The organism is Reyranella sp. (assembly GCF_965279465.1).
Classification (GTDB): Bacteria; Pseudomonadota; Alphaproteobacteria; order Reyranellales; family Reyranellaceae; genus Reyranella.
On sequence record NZ_OZ257242.1, the window covers coordinates 832,998 to 851,730 of the forward strand.

General features: G+C 66.8%; 17 protein-coding genes. 11 read left to right on the plus strand and 6 right to left on the minus strand.

Features of this window, described 5'->3' with window-relative positions; genetic code table 11:
- Positions 1 to 17 precede the first annotated feature (17 nt).
- The 10 genes from ACQY8M_RS04110 (at position 18) to ACQY8M_RS04155 (ending at position 12,178) form a co-directional block, all read left to right on the plus strand.
- Positions 18 to 605: an ANTAR domain-containing response regulator gene (locus ACQY8M_RS04110; protein ID WP_428669217.1), complete on the plus strand. Its 588-nt coding sequence runs from the start codon at positions 18 to 20 to the stop codon at positions 603 to 605.
- A 220-nt stretch (positions 606 to 825) separates the two neighbouring features.
- The gene (locus ACQY8M_RS04115) at positions 826 to 1,974 is read left to right on the plus strand and encodes a CmpA/NrtA family ABC transporter substrate-binding protein (protein WP_428669218.1); all 1,149 of its coding nucleotides are present in this window, start codon (positions 826 to 828) and stop codon (positions 1,972 to 1,974) included.
- 3 nt (positions 1,975 to 1,977) lie between these two features.
- On the plus strand, positions 1,978 to 3,264 hold the full coding sequence (locus ACQY8M_RS04120; protein ID WP_428669219.1) for a CmpA/NrtA family ABC transporter substrate-binding protein: 1,287 nt from the start codon (positions 1,978 to 1,980) through the stop codon (positions 3,262 to 3,264).
- Positions 3,264 to 4,166: a nitrate ABC transporter permease gene (gene ntrB, locus ACQY8M_RS04125; RefSeq protein ID WP_428669220.1), complete on the plus strand. Its 903-nt coding sequence runs from the start codon at positions 3,264 to 3,266 to the stop codon at positions 4,164 to 4,166. The genes ACQY8M_RS04120 and ntrB overlap by 1 nt, the downstream gene beginning before the upstream one ends.
- Positions 4,163 to 4,966 (plus strand): ABC transporter ATP-binding protein, encoded by an 804-nt coding sequence (locus ACQY8M_RS04130; protein ID WP_428669221.1) that lies wholly within the window; start codon positions 4,163 to 4,165, stop codon positions 4,964 to 4,966. Before ntrB ends, ACQY8M_RS04130 begins: the two co-directional genes overlap by 4 nt.
- Positions 4,967 to 5,111: 145 nt before the next feature.
- The gene (locus tag ACQY8M_RS04135) at positions 5,112 to 6,857 is read left to right on the plus strand and encodes a NirA family protein (protein ID WP_428669222.1); all 1,746 of its coding nucleotides are present in this window, start codon (positions 5,112 to 5,114) and stop codon (positions 6,855 to 6,857) included.
- Positions 6,854 to 9,445 (plus strand): molybdopterin-dependent oxidoreductase, encoded by a 2,592-nt coding sequence (locus tag ACQY8M_RS04140; protein WP_428669223.1) that lies wholly within the window; start codon positions 6,854 to 6,856, stop codon positions 9,443 to 9,445. Before ACQY8M_RS04135 ends, ACQY8M_RS04140 begins: the two co-directional genes overlap by 4 nt.
- Positions 9,445 to 10,854 (plus strand): siroheme synthase CysG, encoded by a 1,410-nt coding sequence (cysG, locus tag ACQY8M_RS04145; RefSeq protein WP_428675307.1) that lies wholly within the window; start codon positions 9,445 to 9,447, stop codon positions 10,852 to 10,854. The genes ACQY8M_RS04140 and cysG overlap by 1 nt, the downstream gene beginning before the upstream one ends.
- Positions 10,855 to 10,896: 42 nt before the next feature.
- Positions 10,897 to 11,658: a DUF882 domain-containing protein gene (locus ACQY8M_RS04150; RefSeq protein ID WP_428669224.1), complete on the plus strand. Its 762-nt coding sequence runs from the start codon at positions 10,897 to 10,899 to the stop codon at positions 11,656 to 11,658.
- Between the two features lie 4 nt (positions 11,659 to 11,662).
- The gene (locus ACQY8M_RS04155) at positions 11,663 to 12,178 is read left to right on the plus strand and encodes an O-acetyl-ADP-ribose deacetylase (protein ID WP_428669225.1); all 516 of its coding nucleotides are present in this window, start codon (positions 11,663 to 11,665) and stop codon (positions 12,176 to 12,178) included.
- Here the strand turns inward: ACQY8M_RS04155 and ACQY8M_RS04160 are convergent.
- Positions 12,150 to 12,734 carry a DUF924 family protein gene (locus ACQY8M_RS04160; protein WP_428669226.1) on the minus strand — a complete coding sequence of 195 codons (585 nt, stop codon included), beginning with the start codon at positions 12,732 to 12,734 and terminating at the stop codon, positions 12,150 to 12,152. The genes ACQY8M_RS04155 and ACQY8M_RS04160 overlap by 29 nt on opposite strands.
- Complete coding sequence (locus ACQY8M_RS04165) at positions 12,731 to 14,032, minus strand: sulfatase family protein (protein WP_428669227.1); 1,302 nt, start codon at positions 14,030 to 14,032, stop codon at positions 12,731 to 12,733. Before ACQY8M_RS04165 ends, ACQY8M_RS04160 begins: the two co-directional genes overlap by 4 nt.
- Before the next feature lie 509 nt (positions 14,033 to 14,541).
- Between ACQY8M_RS04165 and ACQY8M_RS04170 the strand changes: the two genes are divergently transcribed.
- The gene (locus ACQY8M_RS04170; RefSeq protein WP_428669228.1) at positions 14,542 to 14,901 is read left to right on the plus strand and encodes a hypothetical protein; all 360 of its coding nucleotides are present in this window, start codon (positions 14,542 to 14,544) and stop codon (positions 14,899 to 14,901) included.
- Positions 14,902 to 15,322: 421 nt separating this feature from the next.
- Here the strand turns inward: ACQY8M_RS04170 and ACQY8M_RS04175 are convergent, their stop codons facing one another.
- Genes ACQY8M_RS04175 through ACQY8M_RS04190 form a run of 4 tightly spaced genes read right to left on the minus strand, consistent with a single transcriptional unit; the run spans position 15,323 to position 18,591 of the window.
- The gene (locus ACQY8M_RS04175; RefSeq protein WP_428669229.1) at positions 15,323 to 16,018 is read right to left on the minus strand and encodes an ABC transporter ATP-binding protein; all 696 of its coding nucleotides are present in this window, start codon (positions 16,016 to 16,018) and stop codon (positions 15,323 to 15,325) included.
- Positions 16,018 to 16,767: an ABC transporter ATP-binding protein gene (locus ACQY8M_RS04180; protein WP_428669230.1), complete on the minus strand. Its 750-nt coding sequence runs from the start codon at positions 16,765 to 16,767 to the stop codon at positions 16,018 to 16,020. Before ACQY8M_RS04180 ends, ACQY8M_RS04175 begins: the two co-directional genes overlap by 1 nt.
- Before the next feature lie 2 nt (positions 16,768 to 16,769).
- Entirely contained in the window at positions 16,770 to 17,717 is a 948-nt protein-coding gene (locus ACQY8M_RS04185; protein WP_428669231.1) for a branched-chain amino acid ABC transporter permease, read from the minus strand.
- Between the two features lie 4 nt (positions 17,718 to 17,721).
- Positions 17,722 to 18,591 carry a branched-chain amino acid ABC transporter permease gene (locus ACQY8M_RS04190; protein WP_428669232.1) on the minus strand — a complete coding sequence of 290 codons (870 nt, stop codon included), beginning with the start codon at positions 18,589 to 18,591 and terminating at the stop codon, positions 17,722 to 17,724.
- Positions 18,592 to 18,733: the final 142 nt, after the last annotated feature.

Below are 18,733 nucleotides of genomic sequence, written 5' to 3' on the forward strand. Positions count from 1 at the left end.
GTTGCGCCCCGCGGCACGTGAGCAAGGCTCTGTCCGTCCTGTTGATCGACGACAATCCGGCGCGCGCCGAGATCGTCGAGACCGGCCTGCGCGAGGCCGGCTACCGCCTGCTCGCGCGTCTCGAAGGCACGCAGGATCTCACGGCGCGCGTGCGTGACCTGGCGCCCGACGTCGTTGTCGTCAGCACCGACAGCCCGAGCCGCGACGTGATCGAGGACATGCGCCGCAGCACCGAGCAGCAGCCGCGCCCGATCGCGCTGTTCGTCGACCAGTCCGACCCCGCGACGATCGCGGCCGCGATGGAGGCGGGTGTCTCGGCTTATGTCGTGAAGGGCCTCGCCCAGGATCGCGTCCGCTCGGTCGTCGATGTCGCGGTCGGTCATTTCAACCGCTACCACGCAATGCGCGAGGAGCTCGAACGCGCGCGCCTCACGCTGCTCGAGCGCAAGTCGGTCGATCGCGCCAAAGGCCTGCTGATGGAACAGCGTGGGATGGGTGAGGAAGCCGCCTACAAGCTGCTGCGCAAGCTTGCCATGGACCAGAACAAGCGGATCGGCGAAGTCGCCCAAGAGATCGTCACCTATGCCAGAGTGCTCAAGAAATAGGCTTGCCTGATTTTACGTCTTCGACGAAGAAATGTGCCAGATCAACATCTTAAGTTTTGGCACGACTCGTGCTGCCTTACCCGCGAGCGCCCAATGGCGGGTTCTCCCCTGATTTGAAACGCGGACCAATGTCGGTCCGCAGTTTGGACAATGGCGTCCTGAGCGACCGGCAACCCTGCCGGCCGAGCGGGACGCTTTTCGTTTTGGAGTGGCGTAAGGCATGGCCGATCTCGAGCAACCGAGACTGAAAGTCGGGTTCATTCCGATCATCGACTGCGCGCCGGTCGTGCTGGCGGAGGAACTGGGTGCCTTCGAGCGGCAGGGGCTCGAAGTCGAGATCCGCCGCGAGGTGTCGTGGGCCAACGTGCGCGACAAGCTGGCGCTCGGCGTGCTCGACGCGTCCCACATCCTGGCGCCATTGCCGCTCGCCATCACGCTCGGCGTCGACAGCGTCACCGTCCCGCTGGTCAACGTCATGACCCTCGAGGTGAACGGCAATGCGCTCACCCTCTCGCAAGCCTTGTGGCGCGAGATGGAGGAAGCGGCGCCCGATCTCGTCGCCAGTGGGCATGCGCCGCTCGTCGCCAGGGCGCTTGCCGCTGTCGTGCGCAAGCGCGCTGCCGCGGGTGCGCCGCAGGTCGTGCTCGCCTCGGTGTTCCCGTATTCGCCGCAGAACTACATGGTGCGGCTGTGGCTGTCCTCGGGCGGGCTCGATCCCGATCGCGATGTGCGCCTTACCGTCGTGCCGCCGCCACATACCGTCGCGCATCTGTCGGGCGGCGTGGTCGACGGATACTGCGTTGGCGAGCCGTGGAACCAGCGCTCGGTCGTGCTCGGCATCGGCCGGGTGGCGCTTACCGGGCCCGACATCTGGAAGGGCATGCCCGAGAAGGTGCTGGGCACCACCGAGGCATGGGCCGGCAAGAATCCCGAGACGCTGAAGGCCCTGATCAAGGCGCTGCTCGAAGCCTCGCAGTGGCTCGACGAGCCGGGCAATCGCGCCGAGGCGGCACGCCTGCTGGCGAGCCCGCGCTATCTCAACACGCCGGCCGAGGTGATCTCGCGCACGCTCGACCTGCCGGACTTTCATGTCTTCCATCGCAACCACGCCAACTTCCCGTGGCGCAGCCACGCCGACTGGTTCCTGAAGCAGATGGTGCGCTGGGGCCAGGCTTCGCCCTCGATCGATATCGAAGCTACCTCGGACCGCGTCTATCGCACCGATCTTTTCCGCGCGGCCGCGCGCGAGATGGGTGTCGCGTGCCCCGAGGTCGATCGCCTGCCGCCGGGTGGCCATGGCGAGCCGCTTGTTCCCGCTTTCGAGCCAATGAATCACGAATTTCCAGCCAGCTTACGTTTGGGAGACTGAGTCATGAGCAAGTTTGGACGTCGCCAGGTTCTCAAGGGCGCGACCGCCACCGCCGCATTGTTGAGCGCCGCGCGGGCGGCTCTTCCGTCGGGTGCCTTCGCGCAAGGCAAGGGAGTCGAGACCGACAAGGTGACCCTGGGCTTCATCGCGCTGACCGACGCTTCGCCGCTGATCATCGCCAAGGAAAAGAAGCTGTTCGACAAGTACGGCATCACCGACGCCAACGTCGCCAAGCAGGCCTCGTGGGGCACGACGCGCGACAACCTGGTGCTGGGAACGGGAGGCGGCGGCATCGACGGCGCGCACATCCTGACGCCCAAGCCGTACCAGATCACGATGGGCACCACGACGGCCGAGAACAAGCCGACGCCGATGTATATCCTCTGCCGCCTCAACTACGACTGCCAGGCGATCTCGGTCGCCAAGGAGTTCAAGGGCAGCGGCGTCACGGTGAACGCCGCGCCGCTCAAGGAGGCCTTCGCCAAGAAGAAGGCGGCGGGTAAGGAAGTGAAGTGCGCCATGACCTTCCCCGGTGGCACCCACGATGTGTGGATCCGCTACTGGATGGCCGCCGGCGGCATCGATCCCGACAAGGACGTCTCGACCATCGTCGTGCCGCCGCCGCAGATGGTGGCCAACATGAAGGTCGGCAACATGGATGCCTTCTGTGTGGGCGAGCCGTGGGGCGACCAGCTCGTCCACCAGGACATCGGCTTCACCGCCTGCATGACCGGTGAGATCTGGAAAAATCACCCCGAGAAGTCGCTCGGCATGCGTGCCGACTGGGTCGACAAGAATCCCAAGGCCGCGATGGCCGTGCTGATGGCCGTGATGGAAGCCCAGCAATGGTGCGAGAAGATGGAGAACAAGGAAGAGCTCGCGACCATCATCGCCAAGCGCCAGTGGTTCAACGTGCCGGCGAGCGACATCAACAACCGCATCAAGGGCAACATCGACTACGGCGATGGCCGCAAGGTCACCGGCTCCGACCAGCTGATGAAGTTCTGGAAGGGCGGCGTCTCCTATCCTTACCAAAGCCACGAGCTGTGGTTTCTCACCGAGAATCAGCGCTGGGGCAAGCTGCCGATGGATCTCGACACCAAGGCGATCATCGGCAAGGTCAATCGCGAAGACCTGTGGCGCGAGGCGGCGAAGAATATCTCGGCCGCCGACGCCGACGTTCCCAAGACCAGCTCGCGCGGCAAGGAAACCTTCTTCGACGGCAAGGTGTTCGATCCGGCCGATCCCAAGGCCTATCTCGCCTCCCTGCAGATCAAGAAGGTGGCGTGATGCAGGCAAGCAACTCCAACACGGCGTCGATCGCCGCCGCCGTTCCGGTTCCCGGCGCGACCGCCGAGATCGTGACCTTCCGGCCGCCGGTGCGGCCGGGGATCGAACGACTGCGCGAGGCCGCGAGCAAGTTCGGCGCCGCGGTGATCCCGCCGGTGATCGTGATCGGCCTCATCCTCCTCGTCTGGCAGCTGCTGTGCTCTGCACCGGGCGCGCCGCTGCCGGCCCCGAGCAAGGTGGTCTCCGACGCCTGGGAATTCATCGTCGATCCGTTCTACGACAATGGCGGCGTCGACAAGGGCGCCTTCTGGCATCTCTCCAAGTCGCTGAGCCGCGTCGCGATCGGCTTCTCGCTCGCGGCGGTCGTCGGCATCGCGCTCGGCGTGCTGGTCGGCCAGAGCCTGTGGGCGATGCGCGGCCTCGATCCGATCTTCCAGGTGCTGCGCACCATCCCGCCGCTCGCCTGGCTGCCGCTCTCGCTCGCGGGTTTCCGCGATGCCCATCCCTCGGCGATCTTCGTGATCTTCATCACCTCGATCTGGCCGATCATCATCAACACCTCGGTGGGCGTGCGGAACATCCCGCAGGATTATCGCAACGTCGCGGCCGTCATTCGGCTGTCATGGTGGGAGGTGTTCTGGAAGATCACCCTGCCGGCGACGGTGCCCTACATCTTCACCGGCTTGCGCATCGGCGTCGGCCTGTCCTGGCTCGCCATCGTCGCGGCGGAGATGCTGATCGGCGGCGTCGGCATCGGCTTCTTCATCTGGGACGCGTGGAACAGCTCGCGTATCTCCGACATCATCGTGGCGCTGGTCTATATCGGCATCGTCGGCTTCCTGCTTGACCGCCTGATCGCCACGCTGGGCAACATCATCGGACACGGAGTGGCCGCCCAATGAATGCCTCAGCCTACTTGAAGTTCGAGCAGATCGGCATGAGCTTCAGCCGCGGCCAAATGACGAGCGAGGTGCTGCGCGACGTCGACCTGACGATCGCGCGGGGCGAGTTCGTGTCGCTGATCGGCCACTCCGGCTGCGGCAAGTCGACCCTGCTCAACATCCTGGGCGGCTTGCTGAAGTCGACCACCGGCGAAGTGTTCCTCGAGAACAAGCTGGTCGACGAGCCTGGGCCCGATCGCGCCATCGTCTTCCAGAACCACTCGCTGCTGCCGTGGCTCACCGTCTACGGCAACATCGCGATCGCCGTCGACAAGGTGTTCGGTCGTACGAAGAGCAAGGCCGAGCGGCACGACTGGGTGATGCACAATCTCGAGCTCGTGCAGATGGCGCAGGCCAAGGACAAGCGCCCGCACGAGGTCTCCGGCGGCATGAAGCAGCGGGTCGGCATCGCCCGCGCGCTGGCGATGCAGCCCAAGGTGCTGCTGATGGACGAACCGTTCGGCGCCCTCGACGCGCTGACCCGGGCCCATCTGCAGGACAGCGTGATGGAGATCCATGCGAGGCTCGGCAACACGGTGATGATGATCACCCACGACGTCGACGAGGCGGTGCTGCTATCGGATCGCGTGGTGATGATGACCAATGGCCCGGCCGCGACCATCGGCGAGATCCTCAGGATCGGCCTGCCGCGGCCGCGCCGCCGGCTCGAGCTTGCGACCGATCCCGAATACGCCCGCTGCCGCGCGGCCGTGCTCGAGTTCCTCTACGCCCGCCACCGCGTTCCGGCCCGGGCCGCCTAGGGGCTATGTGGATCGTGGAGCGGCACCCTTTCAGACTGCTGGGAGCGCGGCTCTCCAGAGCCGCTCATATACGGTGGTTGCAACATCTCATGAGCGGCTCTGGGGAGCCGCGCTCCCAGCCCTCTGACTATGCCGGGGCTGCAACGTGACCGGGTTCACCGACCAGCAGAAGCGCTGGCTGGAAGGATTCACCAGCGGACTTGCTGCACGCAAGGCGGCGACACCCACGGCTGCTACGGTGCAGCCGATTGGCCCTGACGCATTGCAGTACGCTGCGCAGGACCGCGCGGTCGCCGCAGGCGGCAAGCTGGTCGCGGAGGAGAAGGCCAAGCGGCAGCGTCATCCGCTCGACCGCTGGGACGAGGTCGTCGAGCGTTCGGAGAAGGCCGAGTTTCCCAAAGGCATCGACGTCTTCCTGACCAAGTACCACGGACTCTTCTACGTGGCGCCGGCCGAGAACTCCTTCATGTGCCGGCTGCGCATCCCCAACGGCATCATGAATGCCTGGCAGATGCGCGGCCTGGCCGATGCCGCCGACTCTTTCGGCGGCGGCTATGCCGATGTCACGACGCGCGCCAATCTGCAGATCCGGGAAATTCCGGCGGACCATGCGGTCGATCTGCTGCTGGCGGTGCAGGAACTCGGCCTCACCGCGCGCGGCTCGGGCGCCGACAATATCCGCAACGTCACCGGCAGCCCGACCGCCGGCATCGACCCACAGGAGCTGATCGACACGCGGCCGCTGTGCAGTGCGATGCATCACTACATCCTCAATCACCGCGAGATGTACGGCCTGCCGCGCAAGTTCAACATCGCCTTCGACGGCGGCGGCAAGGTGCCGGTGCTGGAAGACACCAACGACATCGGCTTCGTCGCGGCGCGCGCAGTGGACGAACTCTATTTCCGCCTGCAGCTCGGTGGCATCACCGGCCACCAGGATTTCGCGCACGAGACAGGCGTGCTGCTGAAGCCCGGGGAGTGCGTGAAGGTGGCCGGCGCCGTGGTGCGTGCCTTCATCGCACACGGCGACCGCACCAACCGCGCCAAGGCGCGGCTGAAGTACGTGCTCGACCGGATGGGCCGCGCCGAATTCCTGAAGGAAGTCGAGAAGGAATATGGTGCGCCGTTGCGTCGTGTGTCGGGCCTCTTGCTCGATCCGCGGCCGCTCGCTGACAAGCACGGGCATATCGGCGTGCATCCGCAGAAGCAGCCCGGTCTCAATTATCTGGGCGTCGTGCTGCCGGTCGGACGAATCACCTCGGAGCAGATGCGTGGCTTGGCCGACATCTCGGAGCGCTTCGGCAGCGGCACGCTTCGGCTCACGGTGTGGCAGAATCTGCTGATCTCCGATGTCGCCGACAAGGATGTCGGCGTCTGTGTCGCCGCACTGGCGGCGCTTGGAATCGGCGTCGAGGCGAGTGCGATCCGCCGCGGCCTCGTCGCCTGCACCGGCAATGCCGGCTGCAAGTTCGCCGCTTCGAACACCAAGGGCCACGCGCTGCGGCTCGCCGACCATCTCGAGCTCCGGGTCGCGGTCGACCTGCCGATCAACATCCATCTCACCGGCTGCCACCATTCCTGCGCCCAGCACTATGTCGGCGACATCGGCCTGCTCGCCTGCAAGGTCGAACGCGGCGAGGACAGCGTCGAGGGCTATCACGTCTATGTCGGCGGCGGTGCCGCTTCGACCGCCGAGCAGGCGATGGCGCGGGAATATGCCCGCGACGTCGTTTTCGACGAATTGCCGCTACTGATCGAGAAGCTGCTGTCGGCCTGGCTTGCCCATCGCGCCGATCCGACCGAAAGCTTCTTCGAATTCTGCCGCCGCCACGAGGTCGACGCCCTGCGCGACCTTGCGGCGCGCGCGCCGCTCCGCGCGCTGGCGGCATGAGCGTCCGTACGACCTGTCCCTATTGCGGTGTCGGCTGCGGCATCGTCGCGACGCCGGACGGGAGGGGCGGCGCAGGGATCGCCGGTGATCCCGATCATCCCGCCAACCGCGGCCGCCTCTGCTCCAAGGGCGCGGCACTGGGCGAAACGCTGTCGCTGGAAGACCGGCTGTTGCATCCCGAGATCGACGGCCAGCGCGTGTCCTGGGAGACCGCGCTCGACACGGTGGCCGACGGCTTCCGCGACATCATCGCCAGGCATGGGCCCGACGCCATCGCCTTCTATGTTTCAGGCCAGCTTCTCACCGAGGACTATTACGCCGCCAACAAGCTGATCAAAGGCTTCCTCGGCACCGCCAACATCGACACCAACTCGCGGCTCTGCATGGCGTCCTCGGTGGCGGGCCACAAGCGCGCCTTCGGCAGCGACACGGTGCCGGGCCTGTACGAGGATTTCGAGCTGGCCGATCTCGTCGTGCTGGTCGGCAGCAACCTCGCCTGGTGCCACCCCGTGCTGTTCCAGCGGCTCGAAGCGGCCAAGCGCGCGCGGCCGGCCATGAAGATCGTGGTGATCGATCCACGCCGCACCGATACCTGCGACATCGCCGACCTCCATCTCGCGCTGAAACCGGGCAGCGACGTGGTGCTGTTCAACGCCCTGCTGGCGGCGCTCCAGCGCCGCAGCATGGTCGCGAGCGACTTCGTCGATCGGCATACGATCGGCCTGGAGGCTGCACTGGCCGCCGCGCAGGCGAGCGATCCAGCCGACTGCGACCTGCGGGCTGGCGATGTCGCGACGTTTTTCGACTGGTTCGCGCGCACCGAGAGGACGGTCACGCTCTATTCGCAGGGCGTCAATCAGTCGAGCGCCGGCGTCGACAAGGTCAATGCCTTGATCAACTGCCACCTGTTGACAGGGCGCATCGGCCGGCCGGGCATGGGGCCGTTCTCGATCACCGGCCAGCCCAACGCGATGGGCGGCCGCGAGGTCGGCGCGCTCGCCAACACGCTGGCCGCGCACATGGACTTCGCGCCGGCCGACGTCGATCGGGTCGGTCGCTTCTGGCGCGCGCCGCGCATGGCGACCAAGGCCGGCCTGAAAGCGGTCGACCTGTTCGAGGCGGTCGGCCGTGGCGAGATCAAGGCGGTCTGGATCATGGCGACCAACCCGGTCGCCAGCCTGCCCAATGCCGACGCCGTGCGCGATGCCCTCAGGAACTGCGAGTACGCAATCGTGTCGGAGGCGATCCGCGCCACCGACACCGTCGATGCCTGCCGCATCCGCCTGCCGGCGCTCGCCTGGGCGGAGAAGGACGGCACCGTCACCAATTCCGAGCGCGGCATCTCGCGCCAGCGGCCGTTCCTGCCGGCGCCGGGCGAGGCGCGGCAGGATTGGTGGATCTTGGGCCAGGTTGCGCAGCGCCTCGGCTTCGGCGACGCCTTCGCCTGGACCGGCGTGGCCGACATCTTCCGCGAGCATGCTGCGCTGTCGGCTTTCGAGAACAACGGCACGCGCGATTTCGACATCGGCGCCCATGCGATGATCGACAACGAGGCCTATCGGACCCTTTCGCCGTTCACCTGGGGCGGCGGCCGCTTCTTTGCCGACGGCGACTTCTTCCACGCCGACCGCCGTGCACGATTCATCGCGACCATACCGCGTCCTCCGGTTCACGAACCGGATATCGAGCGGCCATTGCGCTTCAACACCGGCCGGGTGCGAGACCAGTGGCACACCATGACGCGCACCGGAAAGTCGGCTCGGCTCGCCGGCCACCGAGCCGAGCCGACGGTCGAATTGCATCCGCGCGATGCCTCGGCGCGTGGCATCGCCGACGGCGCGATCGTGGAGGTCGCAAGTCGCTGGGGGCGGGCGGTGCTGCGCGCGCGTCTATCCGATGGCGTGCGGCCGGGCGAGGCCTTCGCGCCCATGCATTGGACGGCGCAGGTTTCTCGTGCCGGCCGTATCAATGCCGTCGTCAATCCGGCCATCGATCCGATTTCCGGCCAGCCCGAGCTCAAGCACACGCCCGTCGAAATTCGCGCACTCGCCCTCCAGTGGTATGGCACGATTCTCGCTCGCCGACCCATGATGTTGCCGCAAATCGCCTACTGGACGCACATCACAGCCGCCGGCCACCACGCCTATGTCGTCGCCGGCGAGCAGCCGCTCGCCCCGGCACGTCGCGCCTTGTCTGCGGCGTTGCGCGCGGCGAATCCCGGTCCATGGCTCGATGGCGATGCAGGCATCGGCGCCGTGATCGCCGACGGTCGCCTGGAAGCGGTGATGATGACGGGTGAGTCGTACGATGATGCCGCGCGCGATCGTCTTGCGCCCTTCATGGCGATCGACCGCCTCGGCGTCGATCAACGCACCGCTTTGTTACAGGGCGGTGACGCCGCCGATCGCGGCGGCGAGATGTGCGCCTGCTTCGGCGTGTCCTGCAACGCCGTCGAAGCCGCCATCTCAAGGGGCGCGACCTCGCTCGACGACGTCGGCGCCGTGACCCGCGCCGGCACCAATTGCGGCTCCTGCCGGCCCGAGATCCGCCTGCTGCTGCGCGCCGCGCGGTTGAAGAAGGTGGCGTGATGCAGAGCTTCCCGCTTTTCCTGTCGTTGCTGGACCGTCGTGTGCTGGTCGTCGGCGGCACGGATCAAGCGGCGCGCAAGGTCGAGCTCCTGCTGTCTGCAGGCGCGCAAGTGTCGTTGATCGCCGAAACCGTCACCGGCGAGATCGCCCAGCTCATCGCGGACGCCCGCATCTGCTGGGCCGGCCGGACCTTCGACCAGGCCGATCTGGTCGGCGTGGCGCTGGTGATCGTCGCCACCGCCGATGAGGCGCTGCAGGCGCGGGTTTCGCAACTCGCCCAAGCACAGTGCGTGCCGGTGAACGTCGTCGATCGCCCCGCCCTCTCGAGCTTCATCATGCCGGCGATCGTCGATCGCGGGCCGATCACCATCGCCATCTCGACGGGCGGCCTGGCGCCGGCGCTGGCCCGCAAGCTGCGCGCCGAGATCGAACGTGCGCTGCCCGCCGCGATCGGCCGGCTGGCGCGCTTCGCCGAGATCTTCCGCGGCCAGGTCCGCCGCACGCTCGGCGAGCCGCGCGCCCGCCGCCTGTTCTGGGATCGCGTGTTCGACGGCCGCGTCGGCGAACTCGCTCTGGCGGGCGACGAGATCGCCGCGCGCCGAGAGCTGATCCGCCTGCTCGACACCGCCCGCAGCGACCGCGCGCCTGCCCAGGGCATGGTCCATCTCGTCGGTGCCGGCCCGGGCGATCCCGACCTGCTGACCCTGAAGGCGCACCGTCTGCTGCAGCGCGCCGACGTCGTAGTCTACGACCGCCTCGTCTCGCCCGAAGTCCTGGGTGCTGCCCGCCGCGACGCTGAGCGCATCTTTGTCGGCAAGCGGCGCGGGCACCATGCCGTGCCGCAGGAGGAGATCAACGCGCGGCTCGTGGCGCTCGCCCGAGCCGGCAAGAGCGTGGTGAGGTTGAAGGGCGGCGATCCGTTCGTCTTCGGCCGCGGCGGCGAGGAGGTCGAGGCGCTGGTCGACGCCGGGGTCGCCGTCGAGGTCGTGCCCGGCATCACCGCGGCGCTGGGCTGCGCGGCCAGCGCCGGCATCCCGCTCACCCACCGCGACCACGCGCAGGCCTGCGTGTTCGTCACCGGCCACACCAGGGACGGGGAGACGGCACTCGACTGGCCGATGCTGGCGCGGCCCCGTCAGACCGTGGTCATCTACATGGGCATCGAGGGCCTGCCGGCGATCACACGCCAGCTGGTCCAACATGGCATGCCTGCCTCGACGCCGGTGGCCCTTATCGAAAACGGCACGACCGAGCGCGAACGGCGGGTCGTCGGCACGCTTGCGACCATCGAACGGCAAGCAGCACGTGCACAACTGCAGGGGCCCACACTCTGTGTGTTAGGTGAAGTTGTCGCTCTAGCCCTCGTCAAGGACAGAGATTTTCGCTTGGCGTTGCCTGCCCGACTCTGATAGAAGTCTGTGTGGCAAAAATGCAACAAAGACGGGGCAGGAATGCGTAGTCTGGTGTTGAGTGTGGCGGCCACGCTGGCTTTTGCCGGTGCGAGCGTCGCTCAAACGACCGAAGTCCTCCGGCACAGCGCTTCCGGAGTTACACAGAAGAAGGCGGCTGTCACACCAGCCGCCAAGTCCGCCGTCCACAAGACGGCGGCCGCGGCCCGTACCCAGCAGACTGCCGTCAAGCAGGGCGTTGTCAAGCAAGCCGCCATCAAACGGCCCGTAACGCCCCAAAGCTTGCGTGGCTCGCGCTATGGCGGATTCGCGCCGGCGCCGGCCGTCCCGGACGAGCCGCCGCCCCCGCTCGACCTCACGAGCCCGCGCTCGCTCAGCCTGCTGAACGTCAATTCCAGCGAGACGCTCACTCTGACCTACTGGTCGGATGGCGCCTATCATCGCGATGCGTTGGACAAGCTCAATCAGTTCCTGCGCGACAGCCAATCCGGTGACCGGACCGAGATGGATCCGCTGGTGTTCGACGTGCTGTGGCACACCATGCAGCAAACCGGCTACGGCGGCACCGTCGAGGTGCTGTCGGCCTTCCGCTCGCCCGAGCACAACGCCTGGCTGGCCAGCGTCAGCCGCGGCGTGGCGCGCGACAGCCAGCACATGAACGGCAACGCGCTGGACGTCCGCTTCCCGGGCATGCCGGTGTTCAAGATTCGCCAGGCCGCACGGTCGCTGCAGATGGGCGGCGTCGGCTTCTATCCGCGCTCCGGCTTCGTCCATCTCGACACCGGTCCCGTCCGCTACTGGTAAGGCCATGGCGCGCCTCGAGGTCATCGAGGGCGATATCACGCGGCTCGACGTCGACGCGATCGTCAACGCCGCAAACGAATCGCTTCTGGGTGGCGGTGGCGTCGACGGCGCGATCCATCGTGCCGCCGGGCCCGAACTGCTCGCGGAGTGCCGTACCCTGGGGGGCTGTCCGACCGGCGAGGCCCGGATCACCAGGGGGTACCGGCTGAAGTCGCGGCACGTCATCCATACGGTCGGCCCCGTCTGGCGCGGCGGCCATGCGAACGAACCGGAGCTGTTGGCGGGCTGCTATCGAAGCAGCTTGGCGCTTACCGAACGGCACAAGCTGGCGAGTCTCGCCTTCCCCGCAATCTCGACCGGGGTCTACGGCTATCCGAAGCAAGCGGCTGCCGAGATCGCCATCCGGGAAGTGCAAGCGCGCGCCGATGCTCTCGACCGCATCATCTTCTGCTGCTTCGACACGCTGACCGCCGACCTCTACCGGATGCTCCTCACTGCCCGAAGCGCTTCGCGGTCTTGAGGTAGTCGACCTCCTCCGGCGTGCACTCGCGGCCCAGCACCTCGTTACGGTGCGGGAAGCGGCCGAAACGGGCGACGATGTCGCGATGGTCGTTCGCGTGCTTGTTGTTGTCCTCGTCGTGCAGGCTCGCGAACAGCGTGCAGCAGAATTCCTGGTCGGCGAGTTCCTCGCTGTGCTGGAACGGCATGAAGAAGAACATCCGCATGTCTCGCCCATAGGCGACCGGATAGTTGTGCGCGATCGCGAAGCGCGCGGTCTCCCGGGCCTTGATATCGCCGCTGAAGGCGCGCGCGCCGCGGCGATGGATGTTGCGTGGGAACTGATCGCACAAAAGCACCAGCGCCAGCGCACCGTCCGGCGACTTGCGCCACGGGTCGAGCCCGCCTGCGATGGCCTTGTCGACCAGCGCGCCGAAGCGCGCGCGGCTCTCGGCATCGAACTCGGGCGTGCTGTCCCACCAGATCTCGCGCGGCTTGCCATGGTCGGGGTCGTCGAGCGGCAGGAACCAGAAATCGAGGATGTCGCGGATCGACGCCGTGCTGTCCGAGCCGGTCACGGCATGTCCTTTCTGCCGTAGACGAGGCGCACACCGGCCTCATCCGGGATCGGCGGCATCGTTGCGTCCCACGTCTCCCAGCCTGCACGCATCTCGGACAGGCGTTCGGGATGGCGCTTGGCGAGATTGGCACGCTCGCGCTCGTCGCTCACCACGTCGAACAGATATTCGTGCTCGTTGATCTTCAGGTATTTCCAGCGGCCGGCGAGCATCGCGCGCTGCTCCTTGTGCTTCATGCGCCAGAACAGCGGGCGCTCGGTGACGGTGGCCGGATCGCCGAGCGTCTTCACCAGCGACAGGCCATCGCTCGGATAGTCGGGATGCGCCGAGGTGCCGGCGGCCTCCAGGAAGGTCGGCACCCAGTCCATGGTGATGGCCGGCTGCTCGGTCACTGTCCCGGCGGGCGTACGCGCCGGCCAGCGCACGACGTAGGGCACGCGAATGCCGCCCTCCATCAGGTCCATCTTGCCGCCGACGAGCGGCCAGTTGTCCGAGAAGCGCTCGCCGCCATTGTCGCTGGTGAAGACGACGATGGTGTCGCGCGCGATGCCGCCGTCGTCGAGCGCGCCGAGCACGCGGCCGATGCCCTCGTCCATATGGTGGATCATGCGCCGGTAGGCGTGGATGCTGCCGCCGTCGAGGTGATAGATCGGCCGGCCCTTGCCGAACGACTTCGCCAGCTCGCCGTCGTCGCGGGTCTCCCACGGCCAATGCGGCGCGGTGTAGTGCAGGCTGAGCAGGAAGGGTTGCCGCGACCGGGCAGAGCGTTGCACGAAGTCGACCGCGCGGTTGCTCAGAAGGTCGGTGAGGTAGCCGTCGCGATGCACCTCGTTGCCGTCCTCGAACAGGTCGTGCGCGCCGAAGCTGTCCTGGTGCGTGAAATAGTCGACGCCGCCGGACAGCGGTCCGAAATGCTCGTGGTACCCGCTCGCCAAGGGGCCGAAGGCCGGCGGGAAGCCGAGATGCCACTTGCCGATCAACGCCGTGCGATATCCCGCCTCGGCAAGACGCGAGGCCAGCGTCGGATGCTCGGGCGGCAAACCGATCACCTTGTCGCCGCGCATGGTGCTGCCGATCGGCTCCTCGGCCGCGCCGCGAATCCGGTACTGGTAGCGCCCCGTCGCGAGAGCGAAACGTGTCGGCGAGCAGACGGCGGAGTTGGCATAGCCCCGCGTGAAGCGCAGGCCCTCGGCCGCCATGCGGTCGATGTTGGGCGAGACCGGCGCGCGGCCGCCATAGCACCCGAGGTCGGCGTAGCCGAGGTCATCGGCCAGGATGAAGATGAAGTTCGTCGGCATGCCGGCCAGCTTATCGTTTTGCCGCAAGCTGCGCGACCGGGGTGGATCGAAGTGCTGGCGAGGCTACGCCCCGGCCCAACAAGACATGTGGAATGTCCCCTGTGCTCATCCCTGTCGTCCTGAGCGCAGCGAAGGAATCACCGAACGATCAGAAACGGACCGCGTCGCTGGCGTGAGGTCCTTGCTGCGCTCAGGACGACCGTGGAGGGGACTCGAGCCTGTTGGTCCCCGCTCACACACGGGAAAGTTGATGCGTTCAACACCTGTCTGGCGCGCTGTTCGCCGAGGGTGGCGCGCGGCGCCCGGCATCCCGCCCGCTGAAGGTGTCATCCTCGGTTTGTTCCCGACCCTGCGGGCGCCTTTGGGCGGTTGCCCGGCCGGGTAGCGGGAAAGACGGCAGGCATGCCGTCCGAAGATCTGTACGACATCGCCCAGTGCACTATGGTGCTGGGCGCGTAGGAGCCCACCTGCATCGCGGGAAGACTGACACGTTGAAAGCGGAGGTTGCGATGAAGTCTGCTTGCTGCTTGATGTTGTGCCTGATGGCGGGGACGGCCTACGCACAGAACCCGATCGAAACCGATGGTGACAAGTACAGGATCATCCTGGAGAACGACCGCGTTCGCGTGCTGGAGTACAGTGATCTCCCCGGCCAAAAGACCCAGCAGCACCAACATCCTGCTTTCGTAATGTACACGCTCAGTCCCTTCAAAAGGACCATCACTTTACCGGACGGGAAGGTCCTAACTCGTGAGTTCAAAGCCGGCGACGTGATGTGGTCGGAGGAACAAACCCACATCGGTACGAACGTGGGCGAGACGCCAACGCATGTGATCATTTTCGAGATCAAGGCCCCCGTGAAGAAGTAGGAATTGTGCCGGCCGAGCCGCCGGCCGGCACTGATCACGCGGCGCCGACAACAGCACTGAGGGGGAGCGGTTCAGGAACCTGCTGAACTCCCTCTATCTCGGGATCACTGGTGACCACGCTGCCGGCCAGAATCCGCACGATCTGCTGCAGCCCTGACTAAGTGCTCTTCTGGGGCAAGAAGCCGAAGGCCCTGAAGATCGACATGGAATGAGCTGCCCGCATCCGCGGTCCCAGGTCCTTCTCGATTCCCATCATACCAACGGCCGAAAGCATCGACTCTCCGACTGTCGCGCAAGGTTCCCTCGCTGCGCTCGGGATGACACCATTTTTGTCAGCAGTGCCGCGCCTCAAAGAGTTGTCATCCCGAGCGCAGCGAGGGATCTATTTCTGCTGAGCGGTCAATACTTACGGCTGTTTGCATCACACGGTGAGGAAGCGAGCCCGGATTGACTCCTCTTCGGCGCGGAAGACGGCAGGCGTTGCACGATAGACCATTCGCCCCTTGACCATGATGTGCAACTCGTCGGCGACGGCCTCGGCGAGCTTCATGTTCTGCTCGACCAGCAGGATCGTGACGCCTTCGTCGCGCAGCAGGCGGATGATGCGGGCGAGCTCGCGCACGACCAGCGGCGCGAGCCCCTGGCTCGGCTCGTCGAGCAGCATCACCTTGGGATCGGACACGAGCGCGCGGGCGATCGCCAGCATCTGCTGTTCGCCGCCCGAGAGCTGCGAGCCCCTGTTGGCGGCGCGCTCGCGCAGCGAGGGGAACAGCTCGAGCAGCCGGGCGAGCGGCCACGCGCCGCCGGGCTCGCGTTCGCCGACCTTTATGTTCTCGATCACGGTGAGATCGGGAAAGATCAACCGCCCCTCGGGAACGTAGGCCACGCCCTCGCGCGCCACGCGATGCGGCGGCCAGCCGGTGATGTCGGTGCTTCCCACATGGACGTGCCCGCCGCTCTGGGTCACGAGCCCCATGATGCTCTTCACCATCGTCGTCTTGCCGACGCCGTTGCGGCCGAGCACGGCGCTGATGCGGCCCTGCGGCATGTCGAGGTCGACGCCCTGCAGGATATGGCTGGCGCCGTAATGCGTGTTCATGCCCTCGATCCTGAGCATCAGTCGAGGCCTCCGAGATAGGCGTCCTGCACCCGCGGATCGGCCTTCACCTGCTCCGGCGCGCCGTCGGCGATCACCGCGCCGCGATGCAGCACCGTGATCCTGTGGGCGAGGCGGAACACGACCTCCATGTCATGCTCGACCAGAAGGACTGTCATCCGCGAGGCTTGCAGGAAGCGCGCGAGCGTGTCCACGGCCTGGCCTGTCTCCTCGACCGAGAGCCCCTGCGTCGGCTCGTCGAGCAGCAGCACGCGCGGCTGCTGCGCCATGGCCATGGCGACTTCGAGCAGGCGCTGATCGCCGTGCGACAGCAGCCCCGCAGGCCGGTCGGCGATGGCGGACAGGCCGAGTTGCTCGAGCGCTGCGTCGGCGAGCGCCTGGGCCTCCTTGAAGATCCGTGTGCCACCGAACGGCTGCCAGCGCCGCGGATGGCGGGCCTGCGCCGCCAGCTGCGCATTCTGGCGCGCCGACATCTCGGGAAACAGGGAGGTGATCTGGAAGGTGCGCGACAGGCCGAGCCGGCAAACCTGGTGGCTCGGCAAGCCGGCGATCGGCTGGCCGGCGAACCGGATCGCTCCCGCGGTCGGCTTGACCGTGCCGGTGATCACGTTGAACAGCGTCGTCTTGCCGGCGCCGTTGGGACCGATGACGGCGCGGACCTCGCCTTCCTCGACCTTCATGGCGACCTGGTCGAGCGCGACCAGGGCGCCGTATCGGCGCGATACGCCATCGAGCTCGAGCAGGGCCACGGTCAGTGCCTCGGCAAGGGGCGCCGCAGGCGCGCCGTCGCCAGTCCCCAGATGCCTTCGGGCGCGAACAGGACGAAGGCGATGAAGATCAGGCCGAAGTAGAGCGCCCAGGCCTCCGTCCACGCGCTGAGCTGGTGCTCCATCAGCATGAAGAAGGCGGCGCCGAGGATCGGACCGACCAGCGTGCCGGAGCCGCCGACGATCACCATGATGAGGACCTGCCCCGACAGCAGCCAGAACAGGAGCTCGGTATTGGCGAAGCCGGCGAACGGCGCATAGAGGGCGCCGGCCAGCCCGCCGAGCCCGTAGGAGACGGCCACCACGGCGATCTTGTAGAGACGGGTGTTGTAGCCCAGCGCCGTGGTCTTGGCCTCGTTCTCGCGAATGCCGCGCAGCACCGCGCCGAACGGCGAGCGCACCAGGGCCGAGCACAGCAGGAAGCCGCCGACCAGGCAGGCCAGCGCCAGATAGTAGAAGCCGGCCTTGCTCGACAGCGCCGCGAAGCCCAACGGGCCGATGTTGCGCGGAATCCCTGCCAGGCCGTCGGATCCGCCCGTCACCGAGGTCCATTTGAACGAGATGGCATAGAGCAGCTGGGCGAAGGCGAGCGTCAGCATCGAGAAGGAGACGCCGGTCGCCAAGGTGCACATCCAGCCGACGCCGATGCCCACGACGCCGGACAACAGCCCGGCCGCGAACACCGCGAACAGCAGCGGCATGCCGGTGTGCAGCAGCAGCCAGCCGGAGGCATAGGCGCCGAAGCCGTACGCGGCGGCGTGGCCGAACGAGACCAGCCGCGTATAGCCGAACATGAGATCGAGGCTCATGGCGAAGAGCCCGAGGATGACCGCCTCGGTCAGCAGGGTCATGGCGAACGGCGGCAGGCCGAGCGGCGCGAGCACCGCCGCCAGTGCGACGACGATCCAGGTCAGCCGGGTCGCGCTGCGCATCTGCTCAGGCTTCCTTGCCGAGCAGGCCGCCCGGACGAACCACGAGGACGGCCAGCATCACCAGGTACATGAAGGCCAGCGCGAAATCGGGAGCGTAGTAATTGCCGAACACCTGGACGAAGCCGATCAGCAGCGCGCCGATGAGCGAGCCCAGGAAGCTGCCCATGCCGCCGATGATGACGATCACGAAGGCGTCGATGATGACGGTCGCCGCCATGCCGTTGGAAGCGGTGACCAGCGGCGCCGCCAGCACGCCGCCGAGGGCCGCGAGCCCGCAGCCGATGCCGAACACGCACGAGCGGATGAGCTTGATGTCGACCCCGAGCGCGCTCGCCATCTCGGCATTCTGCGAGGTGGCGCGGATCAGCAGCCCGAGCTTGGACCGCTCGAGGAATTGCCAGATCGCGATCGCCACCACGATGCCGGTGCCGGCAAGGAAGAGGCGGTAGACGGGGAACGGCTCGTCGAGCAGGAAGATCACGCCGGAAAGAGCCGGTGGGGCGGGAACCTGGAGCGCGTCGGAACCCCAGGTCAGCCGGACGGCCTCGCCGACGACCAGGGCGAGGCCGAAGGTCACCATCAGGAAGGCGTGAGCATCGCGCCGGTAAAGCCTGCGAAGGATGGAGAATTCGAACGCCGCTCCGAACAGACCGACCAGCACCGGCGCGCCGGCCAGGGCGAGCCAGTAGCTGCCTGACCAGCTGCCGAGCGAGTAGCCGACGAAGGCGCCCAGCATGTAGAGCGCGCCGTGGGCAAAATTCACGATCCGCATCAGGCCGAAGATCAGCGTCAGGCCGACGCCGAGGAAGAACAGCAGGGCCGACTGCGACAGCGCGTTGACGAACTGAGTCAGGAGAAGCGCGAATGTGCTCATCGGTTCATCGGAACTTTCGTCGTCCCGACCGGAGCGAAGCGTAGTCGAGGGACCTGTTCATTCACGTCTGCCGGCATGAGCAGGTCCCTCGACTACGCTTCGCTTCGCTCGGGACGACGGGCTTGTGTCCTCTCCGGAGTGA